Origin of the sequence: Actinomyces sp. ZJ308 (genome assembly GCF_011752065.1) — a bacterium.
GTDB lineage: Bacteria > Actinomycetota > Actinomycetes > Actinomycetales > Actinomycetaceae > Actinomyces.
The window spans coordinates 1-18510 of the sequence record NZ_JAAIJY010000041.1 but is presented as its reverse complement, the minus strand read 5'-3'; the positions used below and the strand labels follow the sequence as shown (position 1 = coordinate 18510).

The 18510-nt window shown below is 68.3% G+C and carries 13 protein-coding genes and 1 pseudogene; 9 read left to right on the top strand and 5 right to left on the bottom strand.

The genetic code is table 11. The features are described 5' to 3' along the window. The first annotated feature begins 430 nt into the window (after positions 1–430). Entirely contained in the window at positions 431–2191 is a 1761-nt protein-coding gene (locus tag HCR68_RS12975) for a formate--tetrahydrofolate ligase (protein WP_167150137.1), read from the top strand. A gap of 91 nt (positions 2192–2282) precedes the next feature. Here HCR68_RS12975 and HCR68_RS12970 read toward each other — a convergent pair whose 3' ends face one another. From HCR68_RS12970 to HCR68_RS12955, 4 genes are all read right to left on the bottom strand, one after another. Further along, positions 2283–3677: a sugar ABC transporter substrate-binding protein gene (locus HCR68_RS12970; protein WP_208320613.1), complete on the bottom strand. Its 1395-nt coding sequence runs from the start codon at positions 3675–3677 to the stop codon at positions 2283–2285. An 8-nt stretch (positions 3678–3685) separates the two neighbouring features. Next, positions 3686–4636: a carbohydrate ABC transporter permease gene (locus HCR68_RS12965; protein ID WP_167150135.1), complete on the bottom strand. Its 951-nt coding sequence runs from the start codon at positions 4634–4636 to the stop codon at positions 3686–3688. Positions 4637–4649: 13 nt separating this feature from the next. Further along, a complete protein-coding gene (locus HCR68_RS12960) occupies positions 4650–5561 on the bottom strand; it encodes a sugar ABC transporter permease (RefSeq protein ID WP_167150133.1) in 912 nt (303 codons plus the stop codon). Between the two features lie 118 nt (positions 5562–5679). Then, complete coding sequence (locus HCR68_RS12955; RefSeq protein WP_167150131.1) at positions 5680–7860, bottom strand: alpha-galactosidase; 2181 nt, start codon at positions 7858–7860, stop codon at positions 5680–5682. 224 nt (positions 7861–8084) lie between these two features. Here HCR68_RS12955 and HCR68_RS12950 point away from each other — a divergent pair, with 224 nt between their 5' ends. The 5 genes and pseudogenes from HCR68_RS12950 to gap all read left to right on the top strand — a co-directional run bounded on the left by HCR68_RS12950 (position 8085) and on the right by gap (position 13944). Further along, complete coding sequence (locus HCR68_RS12950; protein ID WP_167150139.1) at positions 8085–9242, top strand: ROK family transcriptional regulator; 1158 nt, start codon at positions 8085–8087, stop codon at positions 9240–9242. Between the two features lie 139 nt (positions 9243–9381). Continuing rightward, entirely contained in the window at positions 9382–10908 is a 1527-nt protein-coding gene (locus HCR68_RS12945) for an NAD(P)/FAD-dependent oxidoreductase (RefSeq protein WP_167150129.1), read from the top strand. Positions 10909–11025: 117 nt separating this feature from the next. Then, entirely contained in the window at positions 11026–12687 is a 1662-nt protein-coding gene (gene miaB / locus HCR68_RS12940; RefSeq protein WP_167150127.1) for a tRNA (N6-isopentenyl adenosine(37)-C2)-methylthiotransferase MiaB, read from the top strand. A gap of 49 nt (positions 12688–12736) precedes the next feature. Further along, a pseudogene (locus HCR68_RS14335) lies at positions 12737–12889 on the top strand (TetR/AcrR family transcriptional regulator); the annotation flags it as partial. Between the two features lie 50 nt (positions 12890–12939). Next, positions 12940–13944, top strand: coding sequence for a type I glyceraldehyde-3-phosphate dehydrogenase (gene gap, locus HCR68_RS12930; RefSeq protein ID WP_167150125.1), 1005 nt, complete (start codon positions 12940–12942; stop codon positions 13942–13944). Positions 13945–14073: 129 nt separating this feature from the next. Here gap and HCR68_RS12925 read toward each other — a convergent pair whose 3' ends face one another. Beyond that, entirely contained in the window at positions 14074–15021 is a 948-nt protein-coding gene (locus HCR68_RS12925; protein ID WP_167150123.1) for an FAD:protein FMN transferase, read from the bottom strand. Positions 15022–15353: 332 nt separating this feature from the next. Between HCR68_RS12925 and HCR68_RS12920 the strand changes: the two genes are divergently transcribed. From HCR68_RS12920 to HCR68_RS12910, 3 genes are all read left to right on the top strand, one after another. Continuing rightward, positions 15354–17147: an FTR1 family protein gene (locus HCR68_RS12920; protein ID WP_243859124.1), complete on the top strand. Its 1794-nt coding sequence runs from the start codon at positions 15354–15356 to the stop codon at positions 17145–17147. Positions 17148–17269: 122 nt separating this feature from the next. Continuing rightward, positions 17270–17878 (top strand): iron transporter, encoded by a 609-nt coding sequence (locus HCR68_RS12915; protein ID WP_167150119.1) that lies wholly within the window; start codon positions 17270–17272, stop codon positions 17876–17878. A 179-nt stretch (positions 17879–18057) separates the two neighbouring features. Further along, positions 18058–18426 (top strand): hypothetical protein, encoded by a 369-nt coding sequence (locus HCR68_RS12910; protein WP_208320612.1) that lies wholly within the window; start codon positions 18058–18060, stop codon positions 18424–18426. Positions 18427–18510 lie beyond the last annotated feature (84 nt).

Genomic DNA, 18510 nt, shown 5'->3' with positions numbered 1-18510 from the left:
TCCAGGACGTCACCATCAACCTCAACGGCCACCACCTCACCGCCGCCGACCCCCTGACCCCCGAAGCCGAGAAAATCCTCACCGCCCTGAACATCCCAACAGGGCACTAAAAACTGTGCAACTCAGGAGGCCGTGCTTGCCGAGGCGCTGGAGCCGGCCTCTGAGCTCCCCGATGTGCCCGAGCATCCTGCCAGTGCGAGGCACAGCGACGCAGATGCGGCGAAAGTGACGACAAGTGTCCGATGGTGCATGACAACTCCTTGGTTTGGAGACGGATAACCGACAGGTTAGACGAATATGAATGGGTGCGGGGGAGTATGACCGTTAGTAAAGGAAGTCAGGTGTTTTACCGGTCTGCGCTGGTCTGGTCCGTGTCGGTCCGACGAGGGGGGAATGAAAACCAGGAACCGATTCCGACTAGGCTTACCCCATGACCCAGGCGACTTCGGCCGATGACGGCTTCTGCACCCCGGTTGACCTTGATGCCTTGGCGGCCTCGGCGGGAGTCGCCGCCGAGCACGTCATCCCCTACGGCCGCGACGTGGCCAAGATCGACCTGAGCGTGCTGGCTCCCGACGAGCGGGAGACCGACGACGCCGGTGCCGGTGGTCATGGCGGAGCCCGTTACGTCGTCGTCACCGCGATCACGCCGACTCCCTTCGGGGAGGGGAAGACGACCACGGCCATCGGCCTGGCCCAGGGACTGGCTCTTCTTGGCGAGCAGGCGATCCTCACCCTGCGCCAGTCGGCCATGGGTCCCACCTTCGGTATCAAGGGGGGCGCTGGAGGCTCGGGGCGGGCCCGCATTCTGCCGGCGGAGCGGATGAACCTGCACCTGACCGGTGACTTCCACGCCATCACCGCTGCCCACAACCTCCTGTCGGCGATGATCGACAACCATCTGCACCACGGCAACGAGCTCGACATCGACGAGCGCACCATCACCTGGCCGCGGGTACTGGACGTCAACGACCGCGCCCTGCGTCATGTCGTGACGGGCCTGGGAACCAGGATCGATGGCGTCACCCGCCAGGCCTCCTTCGACATCACGCCCGCCAGTGAGCTCATGGTCATCATGTCGCTGGCCACGGACCTGGCCGATCTGCGCGGACGCCTGGGACGCATCGTCATCGGCCGCAACCGCAGCGGGGAGTGGATCAGCGCCGAGGACCTCAAGGCCGCCGGCGCCATGTGCGCCGTCCTGCGTGACACGCTCGCGCCCAACCTGCTGCGTACGGGTGAGGGCACTCCCGTCCTGGTCCACACCGGCCCCTTCGGCAACATCGCCACCGGTTGCTCCTCGGTCATCGCCGACCGCGTCGCGGCGGCGGGTGCCCGCCGGGGAGGATACGTCCTCACCGAGGCCGGCTTCGGCTCCGACATGGGCCTGGAGCGCTTCGTGGACCTCAAGTGCACGGTCTCGGGCATGCAGCCGCACGTGGCCGTCGTCGTGGTCACGGTCAGGGCGCTCAAGGCCCACTCCGGGCGCTACCGGCTCGTCAGCGGCAAGGACCTGCCCGAGGGCATGCTCGAGGAGAATGTCGAGGACGTGCGCGCCGGCGCCGCCAACCTGCTCAAGCACCTGGAGATCGTGCGGGGCTTCGGTATCACCCCGGTCGTTGCCGTCAACGTCTTCCCCACCGATCACGGCGGTGAGATCGAGGAGGTGACGCGCATCGCCCGCGAGGCCGGGGCCCGGGTGGCGGTCTGCCATCCGGTCACCGGAGGAGGGGAGGGCTGCCGGGACCTGGCGAGCGCCGTCGTCGAGGCCTGCCGGGCGGGAGAGGACGGAGAGGGCCCTGCCTCCGCCCGACCCGTCACTCGCCCCGCCTATGAGCCGCAGGACGACCTGCGTACCAAGATCGCCAAGGTGGCTGCCCTCTACGGCGCCGACGGCGTGGACTACACCCCCGCCGCGGGCAGGCTCCTGGACACCTATGAGCGGGACGGATTCGGCAGCCTCCCGGTCATCGTCGCCAAGACCCCGCTGTCCCTGTCCGCCGAGCCGGGTCTCAAGGGCGTCCCCACCGGCTGGCGCCTGCCGGTGCGAGAGGTGCGGCTGGCCGCGGGGGCCGGCTACGTCTACGCGATCTGCGGGAACCTGTCCACCATGCCGGGGCTGCCGAGTCATCCGGCCGCCGAACGCATCGACGTCGACGTCGCCACCGGTCAGATCATCAACCTGCGCTGACGCCAGGGGGTGGCGGTCCGCATGTGCGGGCCACCACCCCCTGGTTACTGACATCGGTACTGATACCGGTCACTGACTGCTCTCGGGGCCGTCAGTCCTTCTCGTGCTTGGAGGTCTCGAACAGGAGGTTGACCTGCTCGTTGTACTTCGTGAGCGTCGAGGCGGGTACCCGGTTCGCCCACAGGTCGTCCGTCGCCGGCTTCATGATGGCCGCCACGTCCGCGCCGAAGTAGGTCAGCGGGAAGAAGAACGTGGACCTGTCCTCCACGTGCTGGGTGAAGGGCTTGGTGGGAAGCCCCGTCTCCTCGAAGACCTGCACCGCCTTCTCGGTGGAGGAGGAGATGGCCGGGAAGACGATCCCGTAGGAGGCCACGATGTCCTGAGCCTCGGCGGTTCCCAGGAAGGCCACCCACTTGGAGGCGTTGTCGATATTGGTCGACTGCTTGGAGATCGAGTCGCCCAGCCCGTTGTACAGGGAGACCGACTTCCCGTTGGGGCCTACGGGATTCGACGCGATCCCGACATTGATGTCGAGCTTTGCGTAGGTGCTGAACATCCATGAGCCGTTGAAGCACATGGCGATCTTGCCGCCGCCGAGCTGAACGTCGGTGCTGGTGGTGGAGGAGAAGGCGCCGCGAGGAGGCATGTAGCCCTTGTCCACCAGACCGAAGTACCAGTCCATGGTGTCCTGGAAGATCTTCTCGTCATAGCGGTAGTGGTTCCCCCAGGTCTCCTTGTTCGTGTAGAACCAGTCACCGGCCGAACCGGTGAAGGGACTCCACTGGGTCTGACCGTCCCCGGAGCCGCCATCCTGGATACCCAGGCCGTAGACGGCCACACGGTTCTTGTCGAAGCCGGGCTCGTCGCCGCGCACGCCGTTCTTGTCCACGGTCAGCCGGGCGAGGACCTTCTCGAAGCTGCCCCCGTCGGTGGGGTTCCAGGACCAGCCGGCCAGGTCCGCCTCGGACAGCCCCGCCTGGGTGAGCATGTCCTGGTTGTAGAAGACCGCCACGGTGTCCCAGTCCTTGGGGCACCCGTACTGGTGGCCGTCCTCCCCCTTCCACAGGTCGATGAGACCCTCCTGGAAGGCGGACTCGTCGACGTCGGCCCAGGCGGGCTGCTTCTCCAGGGGGACCAGAACCTCCAGGTCCTCGAACTGGGCGAACTTGGAGATGTGATCGGTGAAGGCGTCCGGGCCGGTTCCGGCAATGAAACCGGCCGTCAGCTTGGTCCAGTAGTCGCCCCAGGCGATCTGGGTGATGTTGATCTTGATGCCGGTCTTGGCCTCGAAGGCCTTGGCGCAGGCCTCGTAGACGGGCAGCTGGCTGGCGTCCCACATCCAGTACTCGACGGCGCCGGATCCCGAGCCTTTGGACCCGCTGGAGCAGGCGGCCAGGGTCAGGGCTGCCGCGCCCGAGGCCAGGCCGCACAGGAGGCTGCGGCGCGACAGTGAGGGGCGAAGAGGGCTGATCGGTTGAGTCGTCATCTGGTGCCTCACTTGATTCCGGTAAAGCCGATGGAGTTGACGATGCGCCGGGCGAAGGCCATGAACAGCAGGAGCATCGGGAGGGCGGCCACCAGGGTGGCGGCCATGAGCCCGGCCCAGTCGGGACCGGTCTGTGGCGCCTGGGAGCGGAAGACCGCCAGGGCCACCGTGAGCACCCGGGAGGAGTCCGTGTAGGAGACCAGCAGGGGCCAGAAGTAGTCGTTCCAGGCCGTGATGTAGGTCAGGATCGCGAGAGTCGAGATCGGGGCCTTGGCCATGGGCAGGATGAGGGTGAAGAACACCCGTACCTTCGAGGCGCCGTCGAGCAGAGCGGCCTCCTCCAGCTCTCTGGGCACGTTCATGAAGAACTGCTTGAGGAAGAACACCGCGAAGGGCGTCATGAACATGGTCGGCAGGGCCACTCCCAGGAAGGTGTCGATGAGGTGGAGCTGCTTGACCAGCACGAAGTTGGGCAGGAGCGTGAAGATCGAGGGGACCATGAGGGCGCCCAGGAACACTGCGAAGACCGTGTCGCGTCCCCTCCAGCGCAGGCGGGAGAAGGAGTAGGCGGCCATCGCCGAGAAGAAGACCTGCCCGACGGTCACCAGCGTGGAGACGATGACGGAGTTGCGCAGGTAGAGCCAGAAGTTGATGGCGGCGCCGCTGCCGCCGTCGGCCAGCGCCTCCTCGGTGGACTGCATGCCGAAGACGCGGGCGAAGCCGCGCAGGTTGATGTCCACCGGCAGCAGGCTGGTGGGGTGGGCGGTAATGCCCGCGTTGGAGGACAGGGCCGTGCGCAGCACCCAGTAGAAGGGCAGCAGCGTGAAGGCCATGATGAGGATCATCGCCGCCCAGGCCAGGGCCTTACCCGCGGTGAACTTGCGGCCGGGGGCCTCGGAAGATGCCGCAGCGGCCTTGGGTGACGTCGTGGAGGACGCGGATGTGGTTGCGGTCGTCATGGTTGGCTCCTCCTCAGTCCAGGTCCGTCTCGCCCGCACGGGTCATGCGGTACTGCAGGATCGTGATCGCCGCCAGAACGAGCAGCAGACCCACTGCCATGGCCGAGGCGTATCCGAACTGGAAGCGTCCGAAGGCCATGTCGTAGATGTAGTACTGCAGCACCCGGGTGGCGTTGACGGGGCCACCCTGGGTGGCCACCGAGACGGTGTCGAAGACCTGGAAGGAGCCGATCATCGTCATAATGAGCACCAGTGCCAGGATCGGGCGCAGCAAGGGCACGGTGATCCTCCAGAACATCCGCCACTCGCTGGCGCCGTCCATCTTGCCCGCCTCGTAGACCGTGTTCGGAATCGACTGCAGGCCCGCGAAGATGAGCAGGGCCGTGTAGCCCACGTGCCGCCACACGTTGATGATCGCGATGGTGGGGATGGCCAGTGATGAGGAGAAGAAGTCCACGGCAGAGCCTGTGAGGGACTCCAGGAGTTGGTTGGTGATACCCAGGGTGTTGTCCAGGATCCACAGCCACAGCATGGCGGCGACCACGTTGGAGACCAGGTAGGGCGTCAGCACGATGGAGCGCACGAAGGTGGACTGGGTCAGGCGCTGCATGAGGACGGCGATGACGAGCGCCAGGATCGTCTGCAGGCCGATGTTGATGACCACGTACTCCACGGTGACCACGACGGCGTTCCAGAAGGTGTCGTCCTGAGCCATGCGCTTGTAGTTGTCCAGGCCCGTGAACTCCTCGGGGGTCAGGAGGTTGTACTCGGTGAAGGACAGCCAGATGCCTCGGATGAGGGGCCAGATGTAGAAGGCGACGAGGCCGATCGTCGCCGGGAGGATGAAGGCGAGGCCGAGCTTGAGGTCGGAACGCGGTCTGCGTTGCCGACGCGATTGTCGCGCGATCAGGGTCGAAGATGACATCGGGTCTCCAAATCAACGGTGATGTGGGAAAAGGGGGTGGAGGTGGACGGACGGTCAGAACGGTCGGAAAGGACGCGAGCGGAGCGGATCCGCCCGTGTCAGACGCTTGAGGGTGGCGTTAGTCGACGGCGCTCACGCGCAGCAGGACGAGGTGATCGGGGTGCAGCACCGGAAGCGCCAGGCCCGTGGTGGTCAGGTAGGAGCCGGGAAGGGTGACGCCCTCGGCCATCCAGCCCGCCGTGAGGCTCAGCTCGGGATAGGCCGGTGCTGCCAGGCGCACGTGGTACCGGCGCGAGGGATCCAGCCCGGGCAGCGGACGCGGCGCCGTGGGCCAGGCCAGGGGCTGGCCCAGTGAGGCGATCTCGAACAGGGCGTCCGAGCCGTCGGGGGCGACAACGCCCTCGATGCGCAGCACGTCGTCGTCGGGCAGGTCCGCGTGGACCGTCACGCCCGAGTGCAGCAGGCCGCGCAGCTCCTTGTGCAGCGCGATGATGGAGGCCAGGCGCTCGCGGGCGGCGTCGTCGGCCTCGGTGAGGTCCCACTCCACGCCCATGTGTCCCCACAGGGCGGTGCCGGCGCGGAAGTCGAGGTCGAGGTCGCGCAGAGTGGTGTGGGCCCGCCCGGAGCCGACGTGGGTGCCCACCAGCTCGGGCGGCAGCAGCAACGTGGTGCCGCGCTGGATGTTCTGCCGGTCGTGGGCGTCGATGCAGTCAGAGGCCCACACCCGCTGGGTGCGCTCCATGATCCCCAGGTCGATGCGGCCGCCGCCGCCGGCGCAGGACTCGATCTCCAGGTCGGGGAAGCGCTCGTGGAGCGCGTCCAGGAGGCGGTAGAGGGCCAGGGTCTGGTCGTGGACGGCGGCCGCTCCCGGGCGCCCGGAGGTGGGGTCGGCGACCTCGTGCCCCGTGGCCAGCAGGGGGGAGTTGTGGTCCCACTTGAGGTAGGCGATGTCGAGGCGCTCCACGAGGGAGGAGATGGCGTCGAACAGGTACTCCCAGGCGCCGGGGGCGCTCAGGTCCAGGACCCGTTGGTGGCGGTGCTCGGGCGCCCCGCCGGCTCCGTCGGACAGGATCCACTCCGGGTGGGACCTGGCCAGCTCGGAGTCGACGTTGATCATCTCCGGCTCGAACCACAGGCCGAACTCCATGCCCCGGGCGTGGACGTGCTCCACGAGCGGCTCCAGGCCGTCGGGCCAGGCCTCGGGGGAGACCTGCCAGTCGCCCAGGCCGGAGGTGTCGTCGCGTCGGGAGCCGAACCAGCCGTCGTCCAGGACGTAGCGCTCGATGCCGACGTCGGCCGCGGCATCGGCCAGGGCCTTGAGCTTGTCCAGGTCGTGGTCGAAGTAGACGGCCTCCCAGGTGTTGAGCAGCACCGGGCGGGGACGGCTGGGGTGGGCGGGGCGCGAGCGCAGCCAGGCATGGCTGCGGTGGGCCATGTCGTCGAGCCCCTCACCCCAGGAGAAGACGGTCCACGGCGAGGTGTAGGTCTGACCGGGACCGAGCGAGACCTCGCCCGGCAGGAGCAGCTCTCCGGCGCCCAGGAGCCTGCGGCCCGAGGCAGGGTTCATCGCCAGGTGACGGACGTTGCCGGACCAGGCCGCGTGGACTGCGTGGACGCGCCCGCTGCGCCAGCCGAAGCCGGTGGGCCCGGCGGCCAGCCAGGTGACGGCGTCGTGCCCGGGGCGCCCCTCCCAGGACTCGCGCAGGCGGGTACCGGGAGTGAAGGGCGTGCGCACCAGCCGGCGCTCCTGAACGTGGTGACCCGTGGTGTCGAGCAGCTCGTCGGCACTGTCGGGCACGGGCAGCACCGGAGTCAGCTCGCCGACGACGAGATCGGCGCTCCGCTCACCATCGGACTCGGGGCGGTCGTCGCGAACCCAGGCGCGCAGGCGCACCAGTCCCGAGGGCTCCAGGCGCAGCTCGGTGCCCAGGGTCAGCTCGTGGACCGCGTCGGTCCCCACGGAGCGGACCACACGGGCGGCGCCGGCGGGAGTGTCCTCGGTACTGGTCTCGTGGCTGAAGGCGGTGGGGTGAGGGGAGAAGGCCGAGCCGTCGGTGCGCGAGAGCGCTACGGAGGGGCGCGCGCTCCATCCGATGTGGGCCAGGGGCAGGATCGGCAGATCGTTGGTGATCCAGGCGGTGTTGGTGCCCAGGGAGGTGGCGGCGGCCAGGCTCGCGTCGGCCAGGTCCTCGCCGCTGACGTCGCCGAGGTCGGGGCCCCAGTGGCGCACCACCGGGAAACGGTCGTCGGGCAGGTCAAGGACCACGGAGGTGTCGGCGCGGCGCAGATGGAGGGTCATCATCGTCCTTCCGGGGGAGGGGAGTAGGAATCAGGGTGATTCCTTGTAGACTGAAAATAATTGATGACGCCAGATTTCGCAAGGGTTTGCCCTACAGTGTCGGTATAAAGTCGGTACAAAGCGGGTGCAAAACCGGTACGAAGCGGACGGCCGTGGACGTCGTCCCAGGTCACGGGCCCCGTGGTCCGGCTGGTAGCCAGCGACGGCAGGAGTGAGAACGCGTGATGGACGGTGGGGGACACGGTGGTGGACGCGGCCTCGGTGCCCGGGCACTGCTCTCCCTGATCTCGACCGGCCCCATGAGCCGTGGCGACCTCGGGGAGCGTCTGGGGCTGTCACCGGCGACGACGACGCGCACGGTACGTCCTCTGATCGAGGTCGGCCTCATTGAGGAGCAGCCCCCGGTGGAGACCAGCGGGCCGGGGCGGCCCACCCGTCTCCTGGCCGTCGTCGCAGACTCCGCCACCGTCGCCGGTATCAAGCTCACGGCCGATCGCCTCTACGCCGTCCTAACCGACCCGCTGGGGGAGGTCCTGATCGGTGACACCCTGCCGCTGAACCGGACCGACGCGGGTTCCGTCACGTCCCTCATCGCCTCGGTCGTCGCGCGCCTGGCCGAGCGCAGCGGCCGCCGGCCGGACGCGATCGGGATCTCCCTGGGGGCTGCCGTCGTCGGGAGGCGAACCGTCGTGGTGGCCAGCTTCCTGGGGTGGCGCGACGTCCCTCTGGCCGCCATGGTCGCCGAGGCCACCGGGCTGCCCTGCGCCGTGGCCAATGACGTGCGCGCCTTCGCCTACGCCGAGGCCTGGTTCGGGGCCGGGCGCGGCAAGGACCCCTTCGCCCTGGTCACCCTCGGTGCCGGCATCGGCTGCGGGATCGTGGTGGGCGGTGAGATCGTCTCCGGGGCCAGAGGGGCGGCCGGCAGCGTCGGGCACCTTCCGGTGGACTCCTCCGGGCCGAGCTGCGAGATCGGGCACCCGGGCTGCGCCCGAGCCCTGGCCTCGACCGCCGGGATCGTGCGCGCGGCCGCCGTCCACCTGGGGTGCGAGGAGAAGGACCTGAGTCTTGAGCGGCTCCTGAGCCCTGACCTGCGTCAGGACGCCGGCGTCGACGACGTGCTGCGTCGCGCCGCGCTGGCGGTCGGAAGAGTTGTGGGGACCCTCATCGCCTACGTGGACCCCGAGCTCGTCGTCGTCTCCGGGGAGGGGGTCGCCGTGGTGGAGACCCACCGTGAGACCTTCGAGAAGGAGGTGGAGGGTCTGCGCCACTGGGCCGCGGCTGCGGTACCGGTCCTGCTGCGCCCCTTCGAGTTCGACGAGTGGGCGCGAGGCGCGGCCGCACTGGCGCTGGAGCAGTGGACGACGGTGGCGGGCGACCGTTAGTCGGCACCGGTGGCGGCCCTCGTGGCCATGCGCCATCGGCGTGGATGCGCGCACTGCGGACGTGCGCTGTGACAGGAAACATGTCTGGGAACTAGGTCCCACCGTGGTTTTGGACTAAGGGTGCCCTTAGATTGTGCGCATGAGCCGCCGCACCACCATCGCGCTGTCCACCGCCGGGCTCCTTGCCGCCGGCGCTGCACTCGCCCTGGCCGTCCGCCCGAGTCGCCCCAGCGTCCCCGCAGCCTCCGCTCCCGACGGCAGGCCCCGCCCGCCGCGCGTCGTCATCGCCGGCGGCGGGTACGTCGGGTTCTGCACCGCCAGGGCCCTGCGGACCCGGCTGGGCACCGACCAGGTCGAGATCGCCATCATCGACCCGCGCCCCTACATGACCTACCAGCCCTTCCTGCCCGAGGTCGCCGCCGGGTCCATCCAGCCCCGACACGTCATCGCCTCCCACCGGCGCTCGCTGGCCGGGTGCACGATCATCACCGGCTCCATCACCGGCATCGACCACGCCTCGCGCACGGTGACGATCGCTCCGCCGGTTCCGGGCTCCACCCAGGAGGAGGGCAGGCCCTACCAGATCGGCTACGACCACCTGGTCCTGGCCCTGGGCGCCGAGGCCCGCACCCTTCCCATCCCGGGGCTGGCCGAGCAGGCCCTGGGCTTCAAGCAGGTCGAGGAGGCCCTGGCCCTGCGCAACCGCGTCCTGTCCCGCATCGAGGACGCCGCCTCCACCTGGAGCGCCGAGCGCCGACGCCGGCTGCTCACCTTCGTCTTCGTCGGAGGCGGCTTCGCCGGGGTCGAGGCCATCGCCGAGCTCGAGGACATGGCCCGGGCCCTGGTCGCCACCGTCGACTCCGTGGAGCAGGAGGACGTGCGCTTCATCCTGGTCGAGGGCTCGCGCCGCATCCTGCCCGAGCTGACCGAGGAGCTCTCCGGCTACGGCCTGGAGCAGCTGCGCGAGCGCGGTATCGACATCCGCCTTAATACCTTCCTCAACTCCTGCGTCGACGGCCACGTCGTCCTGTCCGACGGCACCGAGTTCGACGCCGACACCATCGTGTGGACCGCGGGCGTCAAGGCCGCCCCCGTCCTGAGCGAGTCGGACCTGCCCGTCGAGGCGCGCGGCCGCGTCACCACCCTGCCCACCCTCCAGGTCGCCCGTGACGGCGTCGTCGTGCCCGGGGCCTGGGCCGCCGGCGACTGCGCCGCCGTCCCCGACGTCACCAGCGAGGACCCGCAGGCCACCTGCGCCCCCACCGCCCAGCACGCCGTGCGTCAGGCCTCCATCCTCGCCGACAACCTCGTGGCCACCCTGACCGGTCAGGCCGAGGGTGACGGGCGCAGCGCGCAGGGGGAGCGGCCGCTGGCCGTCTACGCCCACGAGAACCTGGGTACCGTGGCCTCCCTGGGGATCGGCAAGGGGGTGGCCCGCATCATGGGGCAGAACCTGCGCGGCTTCACCGCCTGGACCGCCCACCGCGGCTACCACGTCTACGCCATGCCGACCCTCAACCGGAAGGTGCGCATCATGATGGACTGGTTCGCCGCCGTCGTCTTCCGCCGCGACCTGGCCTCCTTCGGCTCCGTGGCGGCCCCCGGCGCCGCCTTCGCCCAGGCCGCCCGCAACGACGCCAAGATGGCCTCTCGTAAGAAGTCCTGAGATCGGTCCCCTCGCCCTGGAGGCGCGTGGGCTCCACCCCGGCCGCCGCCGTGCGTCTGATCACGACGGTCCGTCAGAACTGGGGTGGAGCCCCGTTGCCACTTACACTGCTCGGCGATGACCACGCTCGCCACCACCGCACCCGTTCTCGACGCCCGCGGCGTCCTGCCGCGCACCTACCACGTGCGCACGCTGGGTTGCCAGATGAACGTCCACGACTCCGAGCACATGGCGGGCCTGCTGGAGGGCGCCGGATATCTGCGCGTCGAGGATGTGCCCGAGGCCGCCGCCCGCGCCACCGACGCCGGTGACGGCGGGGCCGACGTCGTTATCATCAACACCTGCTCCGTGCGCGAGAACGCCGCCACCCGGCTCTTCGGCAACCTGGGCCAGCTCGCCGCCGTCAAGCGCGAGCGCCCCGGCATGCAGATCGCCGTGGCCGGTTGCCTGGCCCAGCAGATGGGGGAGGGGATCGTCGAGCGCGCCCCCTGGGTCGACGTCGTCTTCGGCACCCACAACCTCGACGTGCTGCCCGCCCTGCTCGAGCGCGCCCGGCACAACTCGGCGGCCGCCGTCGAGCTCGAGGAGTCCCTCAAGGTCTTCCCCTCCACCCTGCCCACCCGCCGCGAGTCCGCCTACGCCGCCTGGGTCTCCATCGCCGTGGGCTGCAACAACACCTGCACCTTCTGCATCGTGCCCTCGTTGCGCGGCAAGCAGCGCGACCGCCGCCCCGGCGAGGTCCTGGCCGAGGTCGAGGCCGTCGCCGCCCAGGGCGCCATCGAGGTGACCCTCCTGGGTCAGAACGTCAACTCCTACGGCGTGGGCTTCGGCGACCGCGGCGCCTTCGCCAAGCTGCTGCGGGCGGCCGGGTCTGTCGAGGGCATCGAGCGCGTGCGCTTCACCAGTCCCCACCCGGCCGCCTTCACCGACGACGTCATCGAGGCCATGGCCACCACCGAGGCGGTCATGCCGAGCCTCCACATGCCCCTGCAGTCCGGATCGGACCGGGTGCTGCGGGCCATGCGCCGCTCCTACCGCACCAAGCGCTTCCTGGGCATCCTGGACAAGGTCCGAGACGTCATGCCCGAGGCCGCCATCACCACCGACATCATCGTCGGCTTCCCCGGCGAGACCGAGGAGGACTTCCAGGCCACGCTCGACGTCGTCGAGCGGGCCCGCTTCGCCTCGGCCTACACCTTCGAGTACTCACCGCGCCCCGGCACCCCGGCCGCCGACCGCGACGACCAGGTCCCGCTCGAGGTCGTCAAGGACCGCTACCGCCGGCTCGATGAGCTCGTGCGCCGCATCACCCGCGAGGAGAACGAGAGGCAGGAGGGCCGCGTCGTCGAGGTGCTCGTCGCCGAGGGCGAGGGGCGCCGCGACTCGGCCACCGCCCGCATCTCCGGGCGCGCCGCCGACAACCGGCTCGTCCACGTCGCCCTGCCCGAGCACCTGGCCGAGGACGACTACGCCGGCGGGGCACCGCGCCCCGGAGACATGGTCAGCGTTCGCGTCACCCACGGGGCGCCCCACAACCTCATCGCCGACTCCGCCCGCTGCGGGCAGGTGCTGGATGCGGCCTCGCTGGCCGCCAACGAGGCCCTCAGGCCCGGGGACCGCCTCTGGCTCGATGACGGCCCCGCCCTGTTCCAGGTGCGGCGCACCCGGGCCGGCGACGCCTGGGAGCGCCGCCAGGCCGAGGCCTGCGCCACCCCCGAGCCCGACGCCGCCCCGGTGAGTCTGGGCCTGCCCACCCTGCGCGTCGGAGCCTCGGTCTGACCGGGTTCGGCCCAGAACCTGTACGGCCTGCGCTGCGAAGCAGCTAAGAGTCGCCGTCGTCCAGGGCGGTTACGTCCTGGCCATCGCCCAGCAGGACCGGGCTCCCTACGACGCGGCCCGCCAGGGTGCTCTTGAGCTGCTTCGTGCAGCAGCCGGGAAGACGGGTCCAGACCCTGTCGGAGACGAGTTCACTTCCTCCTGATCCTCAGTGCCGGTGCTCGCCGGCACCATCACCCATGAAGGAGAAGGAACATGACTACTCGTATCGGTATCAACGGCTTTGGGCGTATTGGGCGCACGTACCTGCGTGCTGCACTGGCCGGCGGGGCGGACGTCGAGGTCGTCGCCGTCAACGACCTCACTGACGCAGGAACCCTGTCCACGCTTCTGGAGTGGGACTCCGTGTCGGGGCATCTCGACGGCGTCGCGACCGACGGCAAGGACCTTGAGGTCGCCGGACGGACCATCAGGGTCTTCTCCGAGCCGGATCCTGCCAGGATTCCCTGGGGTGAGGTCGGGGCCGACGTCGTTATCGAGTCGACCGGGCTCTTCGTCGATCGGGACAGGGCCGATGAGCACCTCAAGGCAGGCGCCAAGAAGGTCGTCGTCTCCGCGCCCGCGAAGGGGGACGTCCCCACCTTCGTCCTGGGTGTGAACGATGATCGACTGGACGTCTCGTCCGCCGACGTGTTCTCCAACGGGTCGTGCACCACGAACTCCCTGGCCCCGCTGGCCAAGGTTCTCCATGGCGCCTTCGGGATCGAGAGCGGTCTCATGACGACGATTCACGCCTACACCGGCGATCAGCGGCTCCACGACGCGCCTCACAAGGACCTGCGCCGGGCACGTGCGGCCGCCGCCTCCATCGTTCCCACGTCCTCGGGAGCCGCTCGGGCCATCGGTCTGGTGATTCCCGAGCTCGACGGGCGCCTGACCGGTGCCGCCCTGAGGGTTCCGATCCCGGTCGGCTCGGTCACCGACCTCACCGTGGTCACGTCCCGTTCGGCGACGGTCGAGGATGTTAACGCCGTCTTCCGTGAGGCTGCCGCTCAAGGACCGCTTGCCGGCTACCTGCAGTACTCCGAGGCGCCGATCGTCTCCCAGGACATCGTCGGCAACCCGCACTCCTCGATCTTCGACGCGCCGTTGACCGAGGTGATCGATGGTCAGGTCAAGGTCTTCGGCTGGTATGACAACGAGTGGGGCTTCTCCAACCGCCTCGTGGAGTTCTCCCGGAGGATTGGCGAGCAGCTCTGAGCCGTTCTGAGCGGCCGGCTCCCCGGCAGGCTCTGACTCCTTGGAGGTCCAGGTTCTGTCGTGCGGGCTCGGCGGCGGTTCCGCCGCCGTCGAGCCCGGGGGAGCCCGGGGTCCGAGGGGCTTGTGCGCTCACGCCGTGAAGATCTGGCCGGGCAGGTCGTGGAAGCCTCGGGAGACCGAGATCCTGCCCTGAGCGGTGAGGATGACGCACTCGAAGCGGAAGCTCTGGGCGAGGAGAGCCGGCTCGGTGCAGAACAGGGCCGTGGCCAGGCCGTCGGCTGCGGCGCAGGACCTTGCCAGTGCCCAGGTCGCCGTCACGTCATTGACGGGAAGACCGGTGCGGGCGTCAAGAATGTGGTGCAGCCCCTCGCCCCAGGACCGTCGGTGCGGGCTCGAGCCGCACACGGCGCCGTACGACACCTCCACGGTTCCGATGACGTGACCCTCCCGACCCGGTTGCTCCAGCCCTACGCGAACCGGCTCCCTGCTACGGATGAGCAAGTCCCCGGAGCCGTCGACGATGAACTCCTCGACGCCATGGGACAGGAGGATCTCACCGATCCTGTCGGCCAGGAAGCCCTTGCCCACGGCGCCCACGTCCAGCAGCACCGGGTGTGACACAGTGAGTCGGTTGCCGGCGTGCTGGACGACGTCGTCCCACGTGCCCCGACCGTGCAGTGCCCCGGTGCGCTCGGTCGCGCCGTCCCTCACCGTGAAGCTCAGCTGAGGGTCATAGCCCAGCTCCACCAGGTCGGCCCCGGCCAGGGGATCGATACGTCCGCGGGTAACGCTGTGCAGCCGGTCGTAAAGGTCGAGCATGACTGAGTCGGCGGCAGGCAGCTCCACCGTGATCGGTCCTTGGCCCAGTGCGCCGTCGGCGATGCGACGCACCACGGAGGACGATCGAAACCGGGACCAGACGGCTTCAAAGCCCTCCGCATAGTCTCTGATGGCCGTTCTCGTCTCCGGCCGCAGCTGACGTGGGCTCCGGATCGACCAGCTCGTGCCGGTGGCGGGAAAGGCCCAGCGCTCGGCGGGGAAGAGCACTGAGACGCCTGGTGGGTTCGCTGAGCGCATCCGCCGTTGATCTCCTTTTCCGGTCCACGGAACTCGCTTCTCACGTGAATGTAGCGCTCATTCTCGTGGCGCTGTACGTGAGAATGTAGGAGTTCTCCAGGGCGCGATCTGACGTTGTGTCATGAATGGCACAATTTCTTTGACGCTGCGGGTTAGGAGAGCCTAGGCTGAACAGCGAGAACGCCGAAACCAATGGCTGTCATCGGCGTGTCAGCGCAAGCTGCGACCATCAGTTCCCAGTCGTGCAAAGGACAATCCGAATGCGCCATTCACTGGCAGCGCCCCCGCACCAGAACGCCGGCTCGCATGCAGCCCGTGCTGCGCTCGCGTTGATGGCCATGACCCTGATCGTCGTTCCCCTCCTGTCCGGTCTGGCCCCGCGGGCTCAGGCGGCCGAGTCGGCCACCGACTACGACACGTGGAGCGCTGCCGCCGCTGCCGTTGACAGTGAGCTTCAGACGGCCGTCAGCCAGTACGGCAACGGGAACACCTCCGGTGCCGCAGCAGGTGTTCAACGCGCGTACAACACGGCCTACGTGGCCTCCAACCTCTCGCGCGTCATCACTGACCGCATTGGCAGCCAGAGGGCCACGGATCATAAGACCCAGTTCGACTCCTTAAGACAGCTGGCCTACGCCGCCGGTAACGGGGAGTCCCTGTCAAGCCAGGCCACGACGCTCTCCGCGGACATCGCCGCCGACGCCACCCAGCTCGACGCCATGGCCGATCTTCCCGGTCCCCGTGACTACGCCGCCCAGCAGGCGGCGACCACGGCCACCGAGCGAGCCCAGCTCGACGCCAGGAAGACCAGTGTCAACGAGGGTCGCGGCGAGCGCAGCTGGGCCCAGGTCGCCTCCGAGATGAATGGACTCATCGACCAGGCCATCAAGAAGACGCAGTCCGGCGACGGGCAGGGCGGGGCTGAGCTGGTCAACAAGGCCTACTACGGCTACTACGAGAAGCTCGGTTTTGAGAAGACCGTCATGGCTGTCATCTCAGGTGACCGCGTCTCCGAGGTGGAGAACCAGTTCAAGGTGGTTCGCAAGGCCATGATCGCGAAGGACTCGACCGCCACGACGCAGGCCGAGCACCTCAAGGACATGATCACCCAGGACGCCGGCACCCTTGATGCCAGTGGAGGCAAGGTGAACCCGGTACGGGCCTTCTTCACCGGATCCTTCGGGCAGGCCTTCCTCATCCTGCTGCGCGAGGGCCTCGAGGCGATCCTCGTGGTCGCCGCCGTCATCGCCTACCTCATCAAGGCGGGTCTGAAGGACAGGGTCAGGCTGGTGTACCTCGGCCTCCTCCTGGGGCTGGTCGCCTCCGGCATCGTCGCGGTCCTGTTCGCCGTGCTCTTCAACTCCGCCTCCTCCCACCAGGAGATCCTCGAGGGGGTCGTGGCGCTCACGGCCATGGCCATGCTCCTGTTCACCTCGAACTGGATGCTCTCAAAGTCCTCGGTCAGCTCGTGGAACGCCTACATCAAGGACAAGACGGAGGCCTCCGTGTCCAACGGGAGCGTGTGGGCGCTGGCCTCCCTGTCCTTCCTGGCGGTCTTCCGCGAGGGCGCCGAGACGGTCATGTTCTACCAGGCCCTGCTCACCATGGACCGTTCCGGCGGGGCCTCCATCTGGCAGGGATTCGCGGTCGGGACGGTGGTCCTGGTGGTGGTCTTCCTGGTCATCCGCTACACCAGTGTCAAGATCCCGCTGCGCCCCTTCTTCGCGATCACCAGCGTGCTCATGGCGATCCTGGTGGTCATCTTCGCCGGCGGTGGTCTCCACGCCCTCATCGAGGGCGACGTCGTCTCAGGTACCTATGTGACGGGCTGGCCCACCTACGACTTCCTGGGCATCTACCCCTACCGCGAGACGCTCGTGTTCCAGGCGCTGATCGCCACCATCGTCGTCGTTCTCGGGATCGTCTCCACCGTGAGGCGACGCCGGGTGGACAAGGAGCGCAACGTGAGCAAGGAGCCCGGTGCGACGAGTCAGAAGCCGGCCAAGGAATCGGCTCAGGAATCGGATGAGGAGAGGCCTCAGAGCGCTCGCTCCTCGCAGCAGGGGACTGATAAGGCTGACAAGAAGGATGATGAGGAGGTAGCCGAAGCTTCCAATGCCGACTGATCTCCTCCGTGACACGCACGGGTATCGCCGTTGATATCCCGGCCGACAGCATTTCCGCACCTCACAACACCGCAACCACGTCGCTGCTGAGCTGAGCAGCCGTAACACAGCAAAGGAATCCCATGCGTACACTCAAGATCGCCAGCGTCATCGGAGCAGTCGTCCTGGCCGGCACCCTGGGGCTGACCGGTTGCTCCTCCGGAGGCAACTCCGATGGCTCCAGCACCGCCTCGGCCGCGGACGATGCCAAGGGCAAGGGCTTCGAGGAGTACCCCGTTGGTGAGGACAAGGAGGCCGAGAAGCAGATCAACGTCTCGGTCGTCTACTTCAAGCCGGTCGACATGGAGCCCCAGGGAATGGGACTCAAGGCCGCTGACGCCTCCTTCCATCTCGAGGCCGATGTCACCGGGCTCGAGGGGAACACCCTGGGCTACGGCAAGGGGGACTTCGTCCCGGGCCTGACCGTTGACTACTCCTTCACCGACAAGGACACCGGTGAGGAGGTCACCAGCGGGACCTTCATGCAGATGAACGCCTCTGACGGTCCTCACTACGGTGCCAACATCGCTCTGCCCAAGGATGCCACCTATCAGCTCACGCTGAAGATCCACAGCCCGGCCGAGAACGGCTGGATGCTCCACGTCGATGAGGACACCGGTGTCGAGGGCCGCTTCTGGACGACCCCCATCGAGCTGAGCTGGGACTGGCAGTACACAGCGCACCAGTGGTAGCGGCTGACGGTGCGTGGAGAGCCGGCAGGAGGCCGACGACGTGGCCGGTGCGCCTCTCACCCACTCACCCGTAGCGCGATCGGGCCGGGGTGCCCAGTCGTGATCGCGCTGGGCGAGGTGAGGCCGCCGGCCGCCGTCGGCCCCTGATACAGCTCCGGGATGAATGAAGGAAGAAGGTGGTGATCGATATGCTGGAGCGGTTCGTCTCCGTGGTCGGAGGCATGGCCATGCCTTTTCTGCTTCTTACGGCGCTGGCGGTGAGCCTTGCTCCGCAGGTCGTCAACGGGTGGCCCAGAGCCAGTAGGGCCAGGTTCGCCGCCGGTGTCGGACTGGTCGGGGCCGGGGTCTTCGCCGCCCTGAGAGCCAGCGTCATCGTGACGTCGCGAACTGTGATCAATCTGCCCGTTGAGAGTGCCTCGGTGATCGTCGATCTCCTGCTGCTCGCCGTGCTGGTCGTGCTCGTGGTCCGACCCGCCCGGGGCTATGAGGGGCGATTCTCACTAGTTGTACTTCCTCGGGAGGTTGTGAACAGGGCTGAGGTTGTGTGAAGGCCTCCGGCAGGATGTGGGTTGACACATCGCATCACTGACCGGAGGCCTTCATGACCCACGCTAACGCACCGCTGACCCCCA

What these genes read in the sequence shown, in the direction of transcription:
- HCR68_RS12975 (WP_167150137.1), top strand. Translation starts at nt 431, where the DNA reads ATGACCCAGGCGACTTCGGCCGATGACGGCTTCTGCACCCCGGTTGAC.
- HCR68_RS12925 (WP_167150123.1), bottom strand. Translation starts at nt 15,021, where the DNA reads ATGCGCTCAGCGAACCCACCAGGCGTCTCAGTGCTCTTCCCCGCCGAG.
- HCR68_RS12960 (WP_167150133.1), bottom strand. Translation starts at nt 5,561, where the DNA reads ATGTCATCTTCGACCCTGATCGCGCGACAATCGCGTCGGCAACGCAGA.
- HCR68_RS12965 (WP_167150135.1), bottom strand. Translation starts at nt 4,636, where the DNA reads ATGACGACCGCAACCACATCCGCGTCCTCCACGACGTCACCCAAGGCC.
- HCR68_RS12915 (WP_167150119.1), top strand. Translation starts at nt 17,270, where the DNA reads ATGCGTACACTCAAGATCGCCAGCGTCATCGGAGCAGTCGTCCTGGCC.
- HCR68_RS12970 (WP_208320613.1), bottom strand. Translation starts at nt 3,677, where the DNA reads ATGACGACTCAACCGATCAGCCCTCTTCGCCCCTCACTGTCGCGCCGC.
- miaB (WP_167150127.1), top strand. Translation starts at nt 11,026, where the DNA reads ATGACCACGCTCGCCACCACCGCACCCGTTCTCGACGCCCGCGGCGTC.
- HCR68_RS12945 (WP_167150129.1), top strand. Translation starts at nt 9,382, where the DNA reads ATGAGCCGCCGCACCACCATCGCGCTGTCCACCGCCGGGCTCCTTGCC.
- HCR68_RS12920 (WP_243859124.1), top strand. Translation starts at nt 15,354, where the DNA reads ATGGCCATGACCCTGATCGTCGTTCCCCTCCTGTCCGGTCTGGCCCCG.
- HCR68_RS12955 (WP_167150131.1), bottom strand. Translation starts at nt 7,860, where the DNA reads ATGACCCTCCATCTGCGCCGCGCCGACACCTCCGTGGTCCTTGACCTG.
- gap (WP_167150125.1), top strand. Translation starts at nt 12,940, where the DNA reads ATGACTACTCGTATCGGTATCAACGGCTTTGGGCGTATTGGGCGCACG.
- HCR68_RS12950 (WP_167150139.1), top strand. Translation starts at nt 8,085, where the DNA reads ATGGACGGTGGGGGACACGGTGGTGGACGCGGCCTCGGTGCCCGGGCA.